Below are 17,562 nucleotides of genomic sequence, written 5' to 3'. Positions count from 1 at the left end.
CCGATAACGCATTGTTAGCGGACCGATTTTTAAAGTCAAGCAGATTTGTATGCATTTTGCTACTTTTGATCTGCTTGGCGAAAAAGCAACTCTTGATTTTAACAAATGGGTCGCCATCTGCGCCATGTTAAGAAAACGCGTAAGATGGAAAACAATTGGATGTGCATAGTGAAATGCACATTGCATCAACCCCGAAAGCATTAGAATATAAGCGTATGGCAACCAAGCATGACACCGAAACCCTTTTGGAGCGGCAAGCGCTGAAGCCGCCACCGTTGTACCAGGTGGCGTTGCTCAACGATGACTACACACCGATGGAATTTGTAGTCGCTATCATCCAGGAGTATTTCAACAAAGACCGTGAAACAGCCACGCAAATAATGCTCAGTGTTCATCGCTACGGCAAAGGAGTGTGCGGCGTGTTCTCTAAAGATATAGCCTGTACCAAAGTGGAGTTCGTTTTAACGCATGCGCGCAAGGCAGGTCATCCCCTGCAGTGCGTGATGGAGGAAGTATGATTGCGCAGGAATTAGAAGTAAGTTTGCACATGGCGTTTGTCGAAGCGCGACAGGCCCGGCACGAATTCATCACGGTGGAGCACTTGCTGCTGGCCTTGCTGGACAACCCTTCGGCTGCCGAAGTGTTGCGCGCATGCGCCGTCAACATTGAAGATCTGCGCAAAACCCTGACCAATTTCATCGGCGATAACACGCCGACCGTGCCAGGCACCGGTGAGGTCGATACCCAGCCGACGCTCGGTTTCCAACGCGTGATCCAGCGCGCCATCATGCACGTGCAGTCGGCGTCCAATGGCAAGAAGGAAGTGACCGGCGCCAACGTGCTGGTGGCGATCTTCGGCGAAAAGGATTCGCACGCGGTCTACTACCTGCATCAGCAGGGCGTGACGCGTCTGGACGTGGTCAACTTCATTTCGCACGGCGTGCGCAAGGACCAGCAGACCGATGCCGCCAAGGCATCGGAAGGCGTGGAAGAGGGCGCTCCGGGCGGCGAAGGCCAGACCAAGGAAAGCCCGCTGGACCAGTTCACGCAGAATCTGAACAAGTCCGCCGCCGAAGGCAAGATCGATCCGCTGATCGGCCGCGAAGACGAGGTCGACCGCGTGATCCAGATCCTGTGCCGTCGCCGCAAAAACAATCCGTTGCTGGTCGGCGAGGCCGGCGTGGGCAAGACCGCGATCGCCGAAGGCCTGGCCTACCGCATCACGCAAAGCGATGTGCCGGAAATCCTGCAAAACGCCGTCGTGTATTCGCTCGACATGGGCGCGCTGCTGGCCGGCACCAAGTACCGCGGTGACTTCGAACAGCGCCTCAAGGCCGTCCTCAAGCAATTGAAGGACAACCCGAACGGCATCCTGTTCATCGACGAGATCCATACGATCATCGGCGCCGGTTCAGCCTCGGGCGGCACCCTGGACGCATCGAACCTGCTGAAGCCTGCGTTGGCCAACGGCCAGCTCAAGTGCATCGGCGCGACCACCTACACGGAATTCCGTGGCGTGTTCGAGAAGGATCACGCGCTCTCCCGCCGCTTCCAGAAAGTGGACGTCAACGAGCCGACCGTCGAGCAGACCGTGCAGATCCTGCGCGGCCTGAAGTCGCGCTTCGAAGAGCACCATGGCGTGAAGTATTCGTCGTCGGCGCTGTCGACCGCCGCCGAACTGGCAGCGCGCTTCATCAACGACCGCCATCTGCCCGACAAGGCGATCGACGTCATCGACGAGGCCGGTGCTGCGCAGCGCATCCTGCCGAAGTCGAAGCAGAAGAAAACCATCGGCAAGACCGAGATCGAGGACATCATCGCCAAGATCGCCCGTATCCCGCCGCAGACCGTCAACCAGGACGACCGCAGCAAGCTGCAGACCATCGACCGCGATCTGCGCAACGTGGTGTTCGGCCAGGATCCTGCGATCGAAGCGCTGGCGTCGGCGATCAAGATGGCGCGTGCCGGTCTGGGCAAGACCGACAAGCCGATCGGCTCCTTCCTGTTCTCCGGTCCTACCGGCGTCGGCAAGACCGAGGTGGCGAAACAGCTGGCCTTCATCCTGGGCATCGAACTGATTCGTTTCGACATGTCCGAGTACATGGAGCGTCACGCCGTGTCGCGCCTGATCGGCGCGCCGCCGGGTTACGTCGGTTTCGACCAGGGCGGTTTGCTGACCGAAGCCATCACCAAGAAGCCGCACGCGGTGCTGTTGCTCGATGAGATTGAAAAAGCCCATCCGGACATTTTCAACATCCTGCTGCAGGTGATGGACCATGGCACGCTGACCGACAACAACGGACGCAAGGCCGACTTCCGCAACGTGATCATCATCATGACCACCAACGCGGGCGCCGAAAGCTTGCAGAAGTCGTCGATCGGCTTTACGAATTCCAAGCAGGCAGGCGACGAGATGGCCGACATCAAGCGCATGTTCACGCCGGAGTTCCGCAACCGTATCGACGCGACCATCAGCTTCCGCGCGCTGGACGAGGAAATCATCCTGCGCGTGGTCGACAAGTTCCTGATGCAGCTGGAAGAGCAGCTGCACGAGAAAAAGGTCGAGGCGATCTTCACCGAGAAACTGCGCAAGTTCCTCGCGAAGAAAGGTTTCGATCCGCTGATGGGCGCACGGCCGATGTCACGCCTGATCCAGGACATGATCCGCAAGGCGCTGGCCGACGAGCTGCTGTTCGGCCGTCTGGTGACCGGTGGCCGCGTGACCGTGGATCTGGACGAGAAGGATGTCGTCAAGCTGGAGTTCCCGGAACCGCCGGATGCGGCGCCAACCACGCCGCCGGAGACTGTGGAAGTCGACTAAGTCGGCCAGGCCAGCTAGATCGCAGTATCGAAAACCCCGCCCGCTTTGCGCCGGCGGGGTTTTTTTCGTCCGCAAGCGCACCCGCAATCATGTAAAAATAAAAATACAATTTGACACTTTCTGGCTTTTAACTGATACTGGCGCCGTCATCGGCGAAACCCTGAGCGACCGGCGCGGCGCGCTGGCGACGGCGACGGAAGAGGGCGCCAATGCGCTACCGGAGCGTCCGCCGGTGAGCGCGCAGGAAGCGATTAACCTGGTGCTCGCCGGTATCGAGCGCGGCGCGCGGCCGCTGGAGGAGACCACCGCCGAGCTGGTCGTCTATCCGTTGATGGCAAGAACCCGCGCCCGCACCGGCGAGGGCAAGCCGCTGGCGCAACTGAACGCGCTCGACGTGGACGACGTGGTGACCGACTACCGCCTTGCCTATGTGGTCAGGACGCGCATGCTGATCCGCAACGACTTGCAGTTCTGGGATCACATCGTCAGCGCCGAGGACGGCCACCTGATCGACCGCCACAACGCCCGCACCGACGTCGCCGGCACCGGCCACAGCCAGTACAACGGCGTCGTCAAGCTCAACACGACCAAGAGTGGCGCGCTGTACCAGATGAAAGACACCAGCCGCGGCGCCGGCGGCAAGTTCGGCGGGTTGGCGGTCACCAACGCCAATAACGACTACATCCCCACCGGCACGCTCTACACCGACGCCGACAACCAGTGGGGCGACGGCTTGCAATACATCGCCGGCGCCAGCACCACCGGCGTCAACGGCCAGACCGCCGCCGTCAACGCCATGTTCGGGCTGGCAAGCACGTACGACATGATGAAAAACGTCATGGGCTGGCATAGCCTGGATGGTAACAATACCGCCACCTACGCCACCGTGCACTATGGACAGGCCCACACCAACGCTTACTACGGCGAGGACTGCCGCTGCATCCGGGTGGGCGACAGCAACGGCGTCGACTATAAAAATCTGGGCGTGGTCGATGTGCTCGGCCACGAGATGGGCCACGGCGTCACGGCGCGCACCTCCAAGCTGCCGATGTACGGCGAGGCGGGCGGCCTGAACGAATCGGGCGCGGACATCAACGGCGAGATGGCCGAGGCCTACGCGCACAATGGCGGCGTCGGCAAGACGGTCCCGGCGGGCAACGACTGGATGATGGCCAAGGAGGCATGGTTTCCCGGCCAGGCGCTGCGCTATCTGCGCAAGCCGTCCAGGGACGGCAAGAGCCGCGATGCCTGGAGTGCCGACATCGGCAAGCTCGATCCGCACTACAGCAGCGGCGCCAACAACCGCATGTTCTACTTCCTGTCGCAGGGTTCGGACGCCAAGGCCGGCGCGGAGGGCTACAGCGGCTACCTCAAGCGCACGCCCAGGGCCATGACCGGCATCGGCAACGACAAGGCCTACCGCATCTGGTTCACCGCCAACACCACCAAGTTTGCCGCCGGCACCAACTATGCGGCGGCGCGCCAGCACATGATCGACGTGGCGCGCCAGCTGTACGGCGACGATAGCGCCGAGGCGATCGCCGTGCAGCGCGCCTACGCCGCCATCAACGTCGGCTACGACATCGACGAGCCTGGTTACAAATCGCCGGTGGCCTTGCTGACCCAGCCCGCCAGCACCGGCGTTACCATCGGTCGGCCGGCGGTTTTCACGGCCTACGCGGAGGCCGGCACGGCGCCGTATTTCTACGCCTGGTACAAGAACGGCGCGCGGGTGCGCAACGTCACGGGTCCGGCCTACAGCTTCATCGCGACGGCGGCCGACGCCGGCGCCAGGATCACCGTGCGCGTGACCGACAGCGCCAACCTGCCGACCACGGCCGCCAGCCAGACGGCCGTGCTGAGCATCAACCCGCCTGGCACCTTGTACGAACGCATCGCCAACGGCGGCTTCGAGGATGGCGAACTGGACTGGGCTGGCCATCTGAACAAGATCAGCACCTGGATCCAGTACCCGGCCCAAGCGGGCAAGTACATGGCGTGGTTCGGCAACTATGAAACCGGCGCCGGCGCGGCGATCTACCAGGCGCTGACAATCCCGGCTAACACCGCCACCGCCAAGCTGTCGTTCGCGCTGAGCGTGAGCACCACCGGCAATGCGGCCGTGGCGCAGGATCACTTCCGGGTCGAGGTGCGCGGCCTGTTCAACCAACCGCTCGCGCTGGTCAAGGCGTTCAGCAACCTGGACGCGGCGCCCGGCTTTGTCACCCACAGCTTCGACTTGAGCGCGTTTCGCGGCAAGACGGTGCGGCTGCGGTTCGCGTCCAGCTCGGATGGCGATCAGTCAAGCTGGTTCATGTTGGACAATGTCAGCTTGAAAACGGAGTAACAGTGGCGCGGCTGCGGGGCAGTTTTTCTTTGCGTCAAGCGGTCAAGGTATGACAGAATCGTCGTTCCTATCGACAACTCGCAAAGCCTGTCCATGTCACCGCTCCGCCTTCGCTTCCGCCTACGCCCCGTTGCCTTGATCCTGATGTCCGCCGGCCTGTTGGCCGGCCAGGCGGCTTCCGCCGCCGAATCCTACTACCGTTTCCCCGCCATCCGTGGCGACGCCGTCGTCTTCACCGCCGAAGGCGACTTGTGGCGCACCGGCGCCCAGGGCGGGCAGGCGCAGCGCCTGACCACGCACCCTGCCGCCGAAACCAACGCCGCCATTTCGTACGACGGCAAATGGATCGCGTTCTCCGCTTCCTACGAGGGCGCGCAGGAAGCCTATGTCATGCCGGTCGCCGGCGGCCTGCCGAAGCGGTTGACGTTCGAGAACGGCGCCGTCACGGTGCTGGGCTGGACGGCGCAGGGCGAGGTGCTGGTCAGCACTCAGGATTCGAAGGGGCCGTCGGCGCACCGCATCGTCGCCGCCGTGCAGCCATCGACCTTGCAGCGCCGCGTGTTCGCCGTCGCCGACGCCAACGATGCGGTGCTCGACGACGCCGGCAAGACCCTGTACTTCACGCGCTACGGCCTGGCCCTGACCAACGACAACGTTAAAAATTATCGCGGCGGCGCCCACGCGCAGCTGTGGCGCTACGACTTGAACGCGGGCGCCGGGGCGGAAGCCAGGCCGCTGCTGGCCGACGATGCCGGCAACAACAAGCGTCCGATGTGGTGGCAGGGCCGGATTTACTTCATCAGCGACCGTGGCGGCTCCGACAACCTGTGGTCGATGGCGCCCGATGGCAGCGATCCGCGCCAGCTCACCAAACATAACGACTGGGATGTGCGCAATGCGGCGATGGGCGACGGCCGCGTCGTCTACCAACTGGGCGCGGACCTACGCGTGTTCGACCTGGCCGCGTCGGCCGACCGCCAGCTGTCGATCGGCCTGGTCTCGGACTTCGACCAGCAACGCGCGCGTCAAATTCGCTCGCCGCTGGATCAGTTGACGAATGTGCAGCTGTCCGCCAAGTCCGAGCGGCTGGTGTTGACGGCGCGCGGGCGCGTCAGCCTGGCCGGCACCGGCGCCCAGCGCCGCGTCGAGATCGCGGTGCCGGAAGGCGCGCGGGCGCGCGAGGCGGTCTTCAGCCCAGACGACAAGTGGGTCTACGCGATCGTCGACACCACGGGCGAAAACGAAATCTGGAAGTTCGCCGCCGACGGCTCCGGCCCCGGCCAGCAGCTGACCCGCGACGGCATCAGCCACCGCTGGCAGCTGTATCCATCGCCGGACGGCCGCTGGCTGGGGCACACGGACAAGAAGGGCCGTTTCTGGCTGCTGGACCTGGCCACCAAATCGAATATCGTCATCGACGACGCGGGCAAGGCCGGCGTCGACAAGCACGACGAAATCCTGTGGTCGGGCGACAGCAAGAATCTAGCGCTGGTGCGCTCCGCAACCACCGAGCAGCGCGAGCAAATCGGCTTGTACAACCTGGCGTCGAAGCAGCTGGCCTTCGTTACCAGCGACCGTTACACCTCGCGCGCGCCGGTGTTTTCGCCGGACGGAAAATGGCTGTACTTCCTCTCTGCCCGCAACTTCCAGCTGGCGAACGGTTCGCCGTGGGGCGACCGCAATATGGGACCGGTGTTCGACAAGCGCACCGGCGTCTATGCGCTGGCGCTCCAGCCGGGCAACCGCTTCCCGTTCAAGCCGGACGATGAACTGGGCAAGCCGGGCGAGAAGGTGGCCGAGGGCACGGCCGACAAGGCGGTCGAACAGGCGGCGGAGAAGGCGGCTGAGAAAGCAGTCGCTAAAGCGGTCGAAAAAGCCGTCACCAAAACTGCGCCGCCGGTCAAGAAATCGGACAAGTCGCTGCCGGAGATCGTCTTCGCCGGCCTGCAGGACCGCCTGTACGAAGTGCCGCTGGCGCCCGGTAACTACCGTGGCCTGAACATGGACGACAAGCGACTGTACTTCCTGGATGTGGAGTCCGGCGATGGCAAGGCGAATCTGAAAACGTTGGCGATCGCCTCCAACGGTCCGCAGCCGGAAACCTTCGCCGCCGGCGTGCGCGAATTCGACCTGGCCGCCGACAAGAAGCACATTTATTACCGCACCTTCAGCGGCGGGCCGGGCGACATGATCATCGTCGACGCGGCCGCCAAGGCGCCGGGCGACATCTCCAAGTCCAGGGTCAAGGTCGACGACTGGAGCTTCACCTCCAATCCGCGCCTGGAGTGGAAGCAGATGTTCAACGACGCCTGGCGCATGCACCGCGACTTCCTGTACGACGCCAAGATGCGCGGCGTGGACTGGACCGCCGTGCGCGATAAATACACGCCGCTGGTCGAACGCGTGACCGACCGCGCGGAGCTCAACGACATCCTGGGCATGATGATCAGCGAGGTCGGCGCGCTGCACTCGCAGATCGCGCCCGGCGACATTCGCCGCTCCGCTCCGGAGGGCGTGCCGGCGGGGCTGGGCGCGCTGCTCACGCGCACCGCCGAAGGCTACCGCGTCGATCACATCTACCGCAGCGAGCCGGAGCTGCCGTCCGAGCGCGGACCGCTGGCGCAGGCGGACGTCAACGTGAAGGAGGGCGACATCATCACCGCCGTCAACGGCAAGCCGGTGCTGGAGTCGCGCGACATCGCCGACCTGCTGCTGAACCAGGCCGACCGGCAGGTGCTGCTGCAGATCAAGCGCAAGGCCGGCGGCGCCGGTCCCGTGATCGTGATGCCGGTGAATATGTTCAAGCAGGCCGGCCTGCGCTACAGCGACTGGGAGCAGAGCCGCGCGCGCCAGGTGGAGACGGCGTCGAAGGGACGCATCGGTTACCTGCACCTGCGCGCCATGGGACCGCGCGACATCGCCTCGTTCGCGCGCGACTTCTACGCCAACGTCAACCGCGAAGGCCTGATCATCGACGTGCGCCGCAATAACGGCGGCAACATCGATAGCTGGATCATCGAAAAACTGCTGCGCAAGGCTTGGGCCTTCTGGTCGTCCCCGGGCGCGCAGCCGGCGCCGAACATGCAGAACACCTTCCGCGGGCATCTGGTGGTGCTGGTCGATGAACTGACCTATTCGGACGGCGAAACCTTTGCGGCCGGCGTCAAGGCCCTGGGGCTGGCGCCGCTGGTCGGCAAGCGCACCGCCGGCGCCGGCGTCTGGCTGAGCGATAACAACCGCCTGAGCGACAACGGCATGGCGCGCGTCGCCGAGAACGGCCAGTTCAACACCGTCGACGGCCATTGGCTGATCGAAGGCGTGGGCGTGACGCCGGATGTGGAAGTGGACAACCTGCCGCATGCGACCTTCATGGGACAGGACCGGCAGCTGGAAGTGGCGTTGGAACTGCTGGACAAAAAGTTGAAGGACAATCCGATCAAACCATATCAACCGCAGGTGATCCCCGCGTTGAAATAAGGAGACCTTGATGCACTTGAAGCGCCTCGTATCCGTCGCCGTCGCCGGTGCGGCCATCACCATGGCCCAATCCGCGCAGGCACTGCCCAGCACCAGCGATACCCGCATGCTGACCGAGCCGGCGTTATCGGCCACCCACCTGGCCTTCATCTATGCGGGCGATGTGTGGCTGGCGAATCCGGACGGTGGCGCACCGCGTCGCCTGACGTCCGACCCGGGCGAGAAATCGAATCCGCAATTCTCGCCGGACGGCAAACTGATCGCCTACAGCGCGCAAGTCGACGGCAACACCGACGTCTATCTGCTGCCGATCGAGGGCGGGGTGCCGAAGCGGTTGACGTATCATCCTGGCGCCGACGTGGTGCAGGGCTTTGCGCCCGACGGAAAGTCGGTGATGTTTACTTCGCCGCGCGCGGCGTTCAACAACCGCTATCGCAAACTGTTCACCGTGCCGGTGACCGGCGGCGTGGAGACGCAGCTGGAAGTGCCGAACGCCGCGCGCGCCGCCTGGTCGCCCGATGGCAAGAGCATCGTCTACAACCCGTTCTCGCCAGCCTTCCTGCAGTGGAAGCACTACCGGGGCGGCACCAACTCGATTCTGTGGCTGTTCAACCGGGGCGACAAATCGGTGGTCAAGATACCGCAGCCGGCCACGCATTCGAACGACGTCGATCCGATATGGATCGGCGACACCGTCTACTTCCGCTCCGACCGCGACGGCGAATTCAATCTGTATGCCTACGATGTGAAGTCCAAGGCCGTGCGCGCGCTGACGAAGCATACCGACTTCCCGGTGCTGAACGCTTCCGCGTCGGGCAACGGCATCGTCTACGAGCAGGCCGGCTATCTGCACGCGCTGGACCTGGGCAGCGGCCAGGCGCGCAAGCTGACCATCGGCGTTAGCAGCGACCTGGGGATGTCGCGTCCGCGCTGGCTCAGCGGCGCCAAGTACATCCGCAATTTCTCGGTGTCGCCGTCGGGTGCGCGGGTGGCGTATGAATTCCGTGGCGAGATCGTCACCATCCCCGCCGACAAAGGCGATGTGCGCAACCTGACGCAGACCACGGCCGCCAACGAGCGCTCGCCCGCATGGTCGCCGGATGGCCGCTCGGTCGCCTACTTCTCGGATGAATCGGGAGAGTATGCGCTGCATATCCGCGCGCAGGACGGTAAGGGCGAACCGCGCAAGTTCAAGCTGACCGGTTCCGGCTTCTACGACAACCCCGTCTGGTCGCCGGACAGCAAGAAGATCGCCTACACCGACAACTCCTGGACCTTGTACGTGATGGATGTCGCCTCAGGCACGATCAGCAAGATCGCGTCCGAACCGCTGTATGGCGTGAACAAGACCTTGCGCGCGGCATGGGCGCCGGATTCGCGCTGGATCGCCTACGCGCTCAATTCGATGACCTACACGCGCAGCGCCTACATTTATTCGCTGGAGCAGAAAAAATCATGGCCGGTGACGGACGGCCTGTCGGATGTGGTCAATCCGGTCTTCGACAAGAGCGGCAAGTATCTGTACTTCTTCGCCTCCACCAACGCGGGACCTAGCAATAACTGGTTCTCCCAGCAGAACGAGGACAACCGCGTCACGCGCACGGTCTGGATGGCGGTGCTGCGGCGCGACCTGCCGTCGCCGCTGATCAAGGAGAGCGACGAGGAAAAAGCAGCCCCGGCCACGCCACCGGTGTCGGAGAAGAAGGAACCGGCCAAGCCGGAGACGCCGAAGATCGATCCGAAGACGGGGCGCGACGATCCGAAGGTCACGGTGGCGCCGGTCGCGCCGATGGCTATCGATTTCGAGGGCATCGAAACGCGCATCGTCGATTTGCCGATACCGGCGGCATCGCTGTCGGACCTGGAAGCGGGGCAGGACGGGCAGATATTCTTCCTGCGCGAGAACGACGGCAAGAAAGCGATCCAGCGCTTCGACCTGAAGGACCGCAAGGCCGAAACGCTGCTGGCGGAGGCTGATGAATTCGAGGTGTCTTCCGATGGCAAAAAGATCGTCTACCGCCTCAAGGAGGCGTGGGCCATGGGCAGCGCCAGCGCCAAGACATTGACGCCGGGCGAAGGCAAGATCAAGGTCGAGGCGATCGAAGTGCGCGCCGAACCGCGCGCCGAGTGGACGCAGATTTTCAATGAGGCGTGGCGCATCAATCGCGACTTCTTCTACGATCCCGGCATGCACGGCGCGAACTGGAACAAGATGCGCGAGAAGTATGCGCAGTTCCTGCCGGAGCTGTCATCGCGCGCCGATCTGAATCGCCTGATCCAGTGGCTGTGCAGCGAGCTGGGTGTCGGCCATCATCGCGGCGGCGGCGGCGACTTCTTCACCGACAGCAAAGCGGTGCCGGGCGGCCTGCTGGGCGCGGACTACGAGATCAGCGATGGCCGTTACCGCTTCAAGAAAGTGTACGGCGGCTTGAACTGGAATCCGGCGCTGCGCGCGCCGCTGACGGAGCCGGGGCTGAACGTCAAGGCCGGCGAGTATTTGCTGGCGGTCGATGGCCGCCAACTGGTGGCGCCGACCAATCTGTATAGCGCCTTCGAAAACACCGCCAACAAGGCGATCGACATCACCGTCGGCCCGAACGCGGACGGCAGCAAGTCGCGCACCATCACCGTGGTGCCGGTGCCGACCGAGGACGCGCTGCGCAACCGCGACTGGATCGAGGGGAATATCCGCAAGGTCAACGCGGCCACCGGCGGCAAGGTAGCCTATGTGTACGTGCCGAACACCGCAGGTTTGGGGCATACCTATTTCAAGCGCTACTTCTTCCCGCAGGCCGACAAGGATGCCGTCATCATCGATGAACGCTTCAATGGCGGTGGCAGCGTGGCCGACTACTATCTGGAAATTTTGCAGAAGAAGGAAATCGCTTGGTGGACCATGCGCTACGGCGCGGACATGAAAACGCCATCGGCCTCGATCCAGGGACCGCGCGCGATGCTGATCGACGAGACGGCCGGCTCGGGCGGGGACCTGCTGCCGTGGATGTTCCGCAAAAACCAAATGGGGCCGTTGATCGGCAAGCGAACCTGGGGCGGATTGGTGGGCGTGCTTGGCTTCCCGGTGCTGCTCGATGGCGGCACGATCACCGCGCCGAACCTGGCCTTCTGGACGCGCGAGGGCGGCTGGGGCGTGGAAAACGAGGGCGTGGCGCCGGACATCGAGGTCGATCAAACGCCGGCGGACGTCATCGCCGGACGTGATCCGCAGCTGGAAAAGGCGATTGAGGTCATCAAGGCGGAACTGGCGAAGAATCCGCCGGTGCGTCCTCCGCGTCCGGCCTTCCCGGTGAAGTCGAAGTAAAGTGTTCGGAAGTGAACAGCGCCAACGTCCACTTCCGAACAAATATCGTCGATTCCGCGCGCGGCAGGGTGAAAACAGGGTGTAAAAAGCCGTGGCATGGTAGTTGCAATGCTCCTTTATCTTCCATCCACGGACTTACCCAATGAAGCTACGCGACTTGCGCATCGGTTGGCGCACCCTGATCCAGGAGCCTGCATACAGCCTGGCCTCCGTGCTGGGTCTCGGCATGGGCTTGGCCGCCTGCCTGCTGCTGCTTGGTTACGTACGCTATTCGATGGAGTACGACACGCACCTGCCCGACGCGGATCAAATCTACGTCGTTAAACACCACTTCAATGTCGAACAATCGTCGCCGCTGTTCGATCTGGCGCCGATGTTCCTGCGTGAGACCGCGCTCAAGATCCCCGGCGTCGTCGACGCCACCAGCTATATTCCGGCACGCCCGGAGATCACGCCGCTGACGGTGCGCGTCGACCGCAACCTGATGACGGTGCGAGGCCTGATCGTGCTGCCCGGTTTCCCGTCGATGCTCGGCCTGCGGGCGGTGCAGGGTGATCTGGCGCAGGCGCTGGAGCGGCCCGACCTGTTTGTCGTCACCGAAACGGCGGCGCTGCGCATGTTCGGCACGCGCAACGCGTTGGGGCGGACCATGCTGTCCGAAGGCGCGACCATGCAGGTAGGCGCCGTCGTGCCGGCGCCGCCGGCCAATACCACGATTCCGTTCGAGGTCCTGTTCGGCGTTCACGCGGGCGTGGTGGAAAAAGCCATTCGGCACGAAATGCTGACCGGCGAAGGCGGCTGGATGACCAAGATGCTGCTGCGTGTGAAGCCGGGCGCCTCGGTCCCCGAAATCGTCAGCCGCTTGCAGCAAGTGGTGGATGTCACGCCCAGCGTGAATCAATGGCCGCCGGAGGTGCGCGAACGGCTCGGCAAGCGCAAGGCGATTGAATTGTCGATGTCGCCGCTGCGCGACGCTTACTTCGACCACACGATAAAGAACAGCTTTATCGCGCTGCCCGGCGACCGGGCCAGCCCCGTTGTCACCGCCGGCCTGGCAGCGATCGCGGTACTGATCCTGCTGCTGGCCGGGATCAACTATGTCAACCTGGCGATGGTGCGCGTACTGCGCCGGCAGCGCGAGGTCGCGATGCGCAAGGTGTTGGGCGCCGGCGCGCGGCGCATCGCGCTGCAGTTCGTACTCGAATCGCTGCTGGTGACGATGGTGGCGACCGTACTTGCCTTGCTGTTGGCGTGGCTGGCGTTGCCGGCATTTTCCCACCTGGTCAACCGCCAGCTGGAAGGCTTGTTCTCGCTGCAAAACGTCGCCGCCGCATTCGGCATCGGGGCGCTGTTGGGATTGGCCACCGCCGCGTATCCGGTCTGGATCGCGCTGCGGGTGCCACCGCGCCAGGCGCTAGAGGGGCGGCCGGATACGGAGTCGGTCGGCAGCATGCAATGGCGCCGCGCGCTGACCGTGTTGCAGGTCGCGGTCGCCATGGGCTTCGCCAGCGTCACCATCGCCGTGGCATGGCAAACCGACTTCGCGATGCACGCGTCTCCCGGTTTCGATCCCGCGCCGATGGTGATCGTGGATATGCCGGAGCGCGTCAAGGAAAGCGAGAAGGCACGGCGCTTTTACTCGGCGTTGAAAGCGCAGCCCGGCGTGGCCGCAGTGGTGATCTCCGAAGACCCGGTGGGGCGGCTCGACTACATATGGACGCGGGCGCTCAAGCGACCCGGCGGACAGGCGGCGACGATGGAGATGAAATCGGTCAGCGCGAATTTCTTCGAGGTGCACGGCATCGCGCCAAGGGCGGGGCGGCTGTTCAAGGAAGGCATCGACGCCGAGAACGACAGCGTGCCGGTGGTGCTGAACGCCGTCGCAGCGCGCGAACTTGGCTTCGCCAGCGCGGAGGAGGCGGTGGGGCAGTCGGTGATATTCACCGGTTTCGACAACGTCGTGACGACGAAGCGTATTGTCGGCATTGCGCCGGAGCTGCGTTTCCGTTCACTGCGGGACAAGCCGAACGCTGTCGCGTATGACCTCGGGACCACCGGAACGGTGCTGAGTTTGCGCGCGTCCGGTAAGCCGGCCGATATCGAACGCGCGGCGCGTGAGCTCTGGCCGAGCTATTTTCCCGATGCGATTCCGCGCACCTATCGCGCGGCCGACATCCTGGCCGTCAATTATGAAGAGGATGCGCGCCTGGCGCGGTTGCTGGCGGTCGCCACGGGCATCGCGTTGGTGATCGCGGCATTCGGGACCTACGTCTTGTCGGCGAACACCGTGCAGCGGCGGGCGCGCGAGATTGTGCTGCGAAGGCTGCACGGCGCGCGCCGAACCGACATCGGCATGCTGGTGCTGCGGGAGGTCGGGGCATTGCTGCTGGCGGCGGCCGTGCTGGCGCTGCCCATCGCGGCGGTGGCGATCAACCGCTATCTGGCCGGTTATGCCGAACACGCGCCGATCGGGTACTGGACGTTGGTGCTGGCGCTTTCGCTGACGTGGGCGATTGCGCTGATCGCGATCGCGCGCCATACCTGGATCGCGATGCGCATGGTGCCGGTGCGGGCATTGCGCATGTGAGCGCGCCGCCTCTACCCGGCGATGGCTTACAGTGGCTGGTACGGGCTGTTGGCGTACGGGGCGCCTGCCAATTCAAATGCGCGGCGGATCAGCGCTTTCCAGTCACGGCCTTTAGCTGCCGGCGAGGTCATGGTCTGTGGGGTGGCGATGTAGGTAATCATATAAACTCCTTTGTACGGCGTTTTTGCAATAACTACAGTCTAGCCGCTCTCCAGATATAAATATAATTTTAAATTCCGATATTCGATATTCGAATTGTTTATGACTTCTGTCATTGTCCTGTGGAATCAGTCTCTTCCTTCAGCCGCCGCCACAGGGTGGTGCGGCTGATTCCCAGGTAGGCGGCGGCTGCATCGCGGCGTCCGCCAAACCGGGCCAGTGCTTCGGTTGCCGTTTCGATATGCTGTGTGCCGGCTGGGGACGTGGGCCCGGCTGGATCTGTCATCGTCGCCGCAGTTACCGTCTCGACGCCCAATTCCGGCGCTACGCTAAGAACAAAGGCTGGCGTTAATGCCTGCAACGGCTCGGCCGCAAGATACAGCGCCAAACGCTCCGTCAGGTTGCGCAGCTCGCGCACGTTCCCCGGCCAGTTGTAGCGGCGCAGCAGCGCTGCGCAGGCGTTCATCTCCGCATGCAGGTTCGGGTGCGGGCGGGCGCCCAGCGACGCCAGCGCGTTTTTCAGCGACCACTCGGCCAGCGTCATGACATCGTCCGGGCGGGCGCGCAACGGCGGCAGCGAAAGCCGCAGCACCGCCAGCCGATAAAACAGGTCGGCGCGGAAGCGGCCTTCGCGCACGCGCTGTTCCAGGTCGCAGTGGGTGGCGCTGACGATGCGTACGTTGACCGGAATCGGCCGCGTGCCGCCCACGCGCACCACTTCCCGTTCCTCCAGAACCCGCAGCAGGCGGGTTTGCAGCGCCAGCGGCATCTCGCCGATTTCGTCGAGGAAGAGCGTGCCGCGATTGGCCGCTTCAAACAAGCCGGCATGGCCTCCGCGCCGGGCGCCGGTGAACGCGCCTTCCTCGTGGCCGAAAAGTTCGGATTCCAGCAGCGATTCGGCGATCGCGCCGCAGTTGACGGCGACGAATGGCCGGTTTTGTCCCAGGCTGCGCGGACTCTCGCGATGGATCGCTTGCGCCACCAGCTCCTTGCCGGTGCCGGTTTCCCCTTGTATCAGTACCGTGGCCGGCGATTTCGCGTACAGCACGACCGACTGCCGCAGCGTCTCCATCGCAGCCGATTCGCCGCGCAGATCGTTGAGCCCATGCCTGGCGCGCAGAGTATCGGTCACCACCGCGCCGCGCGTGCGTGCGCGGTTCGATTCCAGCTGCGTCAGGCGCGCCATTTCCAGCGCATCGTCGAAGGCGTGGCGGATCGAGGCGGCCGAGTAGACGAACACCCCGGTCAGTCCCGCTTCCTCGGCCAGGTCGGTGATCAGGCCCGCGCCGACGATGGCCTTGATGCCTGCCGCTTTCAGGTCGTTGATCTGCGCCCGCGCGTCTTCCTCGGTGGCGTAGGTGCGTTGCGCAACATCGAAGCCGAAGGTGCCGGCGAATTCCGCCAGTTCCGGCAAACGCTCCTGATACGTGATGACCCCGATTCTGTCCGATACCCGTCGCGCGCGGGCCAGCGCCTGCATCACGTCGAAGCCGCTGAATTTTGCGATCACCACCGGCACCGACAGGCGACCTTTCAGATACGCGGCGTTTGAGCCGGCGGCGATGACGGCGTCGCAACGCTCGGTAGCCATGCGCTCGCGGATGTGGCGCGCCGCCTCGTCGAAACCGAGGTTGATCGGTTCTATCGTGGCGAGATTGTCATATTCGAGCGTGATGTCGCGGAACAGGTCGTAGAGGCGCGACACGGAAACGGTCCATATGACCGGTTTATCGTCGGGATCGAACGGCAGGGGCATGGAATGGCGCATGGTTCAATTGTAGCGTACTCGTTGCATGTGCGTTTCGATGTTTCAAAATGAAACAATAGTGAAACGTTTGTAAAAGCTAAGTGTTTGATTTCTATAGCGTGAGCGGGTGGCATGCACCTTGCAATACCATTGCAACTTCAATGCAATACTGAAAGGTCAGGACATGAGTCAATATTCCGCAGGCGCCGCCTTCCGCAAAGCTGTTCAGGAAGAATCCCCGTTGCAGGTGGTCGGCGCGATCAACGCCAACCACGCCTTGCTGGCCAAGCGCGCCGGCTTCAAGGCGATTTATTTGTCGGGCGGCGGCGTGTCGGCGGGTTCGCTCGGGCTGCCGGACCTGGGCATCTCGAATCTCGACGACGTGCTGACCGACGTGCGCCGCATCACCGACGTTTGCGATTTGCCGCTGCTGGTCGACGTGGACACGGGGTTCGGCGCCTCCGCGTTCAATGTGGCGCGTACCGTCAAATCGATGATCAAGTTCGGCGCCGCCGCCATGCATATCGAAGACCAGGTCGGCGCCAAGCGCTGCGGCCACCGTCCGGGCAAGGAGATCGTCTCGAAGCAGGAGATGGTCGACCGCATCAGCGCCGCAGTCGACGCGCGCACCGACGAGAACTTCGTCATCATGGCGCGCACCGACGCGCTGGCCGTCGAGGGACTGGATGCGGCCATCGAACGCGCCGTCGCCTGCGTGGAGGCGGGCGCCGACATGATCTTCCCGGAGGCGATGATCAGCCTCGATATGTATAAACAGTTCGCGGCCGCCGTCAAAGTGCCGGTGCTGGCCAATATCACCGAATTCGGTTCGACGCCGCTGTTCACCGTCGATGAACTGCGCGGCGCCGATGTCGGCCTGGTGCTGTATCCGCTGTCCGCTTTCCGCGCCATGAACAAGGCCGCCGAAAACGTCTACGGCGCGATCCGCCGCGACGGCACGCAGCAGAACGTGCTCGAGTCGATGCAGACCCGCGCCGAGCTGTATGAACGCATCAACTATCACAGCTTCGAACAAAAGCTCGACGCCTTGTTTGCGGCACAAAATTCCGCTCAAAACGCTGTACACAAAAAATAACAGGAGACC

At 63.6% G+C, this 17,562-nt stretch carries 8 protein-coding genes; 7 read left to right on the top strand and 1 reads right to left on the bottom strand.

Annotation, left to right across the window (positions count from 1 at the left end; all coding sequences use genetic code 11):
* Window positions 1–215 precede the first annotated feature (215 nt).
* From clpS to NHH73_23260, 6 genes are all read left to right on the top strand, one after another.
* A complete protein-coding gene (gene clpS, locus NHH73_23285) occupies window positions 216–518 on the top strand; it encodes an ATP-dependent Clp protease adapter ClpS (protein USX25477.1) in 303 nt (100 codons plus the stop codon).
* The gene (clpA, locus tag NHH73_23280) at window positions 515–2,821 is read left to right on the top strand and encodes an ATP-dependent Clp protease ATP-binding subunit ClpA (protein USX25476.1); all 2,307 of its coding nucleotides are present in this window, start codon (window positions 515–517) and stop codon (window positions 2,819–2,821) included. The genes clpS and clpA overlap by 4 nt, the downstream gene beginning before the upstream one ends.
* 232 nt (window positions 2,822–3,053) lie before the next feature.
* Complete coding sequence (locus tag NHH73_23275) at window positions 3,054–5,168, top strand: M4 family metallopeptidase (GenBank protein USX25475.1); 2,115 nt, start codon at window positions 3,054–3,056, stop codon at window positions 5,166–5,168.
* Between the two features lie 144 nt (window positions 5,169–5,312).
* Entirely contained in the window at window positions 5,313–8,645 is a 3,333-nt protein-coding gene (locus NHH73_23270) for a S41 family peptidase (protein ID USX25474.1), read from the top strand.
* A gap of 10 nt (window positions 8,646–8,655) precedes the next feature.
* The gene (locus NHH73_23265) at window positions 8,656–11,964 is read left to right on the top strand and encodes a PDZ domain-containing protein (GenBank protein ID USX25473.1); all 3,309 of its coding nucleotides are present in this window, start codon (window positions 8,656–8,658) and stop codon (window positions 11,962–11,964) included.
* A gap of 142 nt (window positions 11,965–12,106) precedes the next feature.
* Complete coding sequence (locus NHH73_23260) at window positions 12,107–14,551, top strand: ABC transporter permease (GenBank protein USX25472.1); 2,445 nt, start codon at window positions 12,107–12,109, stop codon at window positions 14,549–14,551.
* Window positions 14,552–14,822: 271 nt separating this feature from the next.
* On the opposite strand, the gene prpR is transcribed toward NHH73_23260, so the two are convergent.
* The gene (prpR, locus tag NHH73_23255) at window positions 14,823–16,478 is read right to left on the bottom strand and encodes a propionate catabolism operon regulatory protein PrpR (protein ID USX25471.1); all 1,656 of its coding nucleotides are present in this window, start codon (window positions 16,476–16,478) and stop codon (window positions 14,823–14,825) included.
* A 163-nt stretch (window positions 16,479–16,641) separates the two neighbouring features.
* Here prpR and prpB point away from each other — a divergent pair, with 163 nt between their 5' ends.
* Window positions 16,642–17,553 carry a methylisocitrate lyase gene (gene prpB, locus NHH73_23250; GenBank protein USX25470.1) on the top strand — a complete coding sequence of 304 codons (912 nt, stop codon included), beginning with the start codon at window positions 16,642–16,644 and terminating at the stop codon, window positions 17,551–17,553.
* Window positions 17,554–17,562 lie beyond the last annotated feature (9 nt).

It is taken from the genome of Oxalobacteraceae bacterium OTU3CINTB1 (genome assembly GCA_024123955.1).
GTDB lineage: Bacteria > Pseudomonadota > Gammaproteobacteria > Burkholderiales > Burkholderiaceae_D > Rugamonas.
The sequence above is the reverse complement of the archived record's forward strand: the minus strand, read 5'-3'. Positions and strand labels throughout refer to the sequence as shown.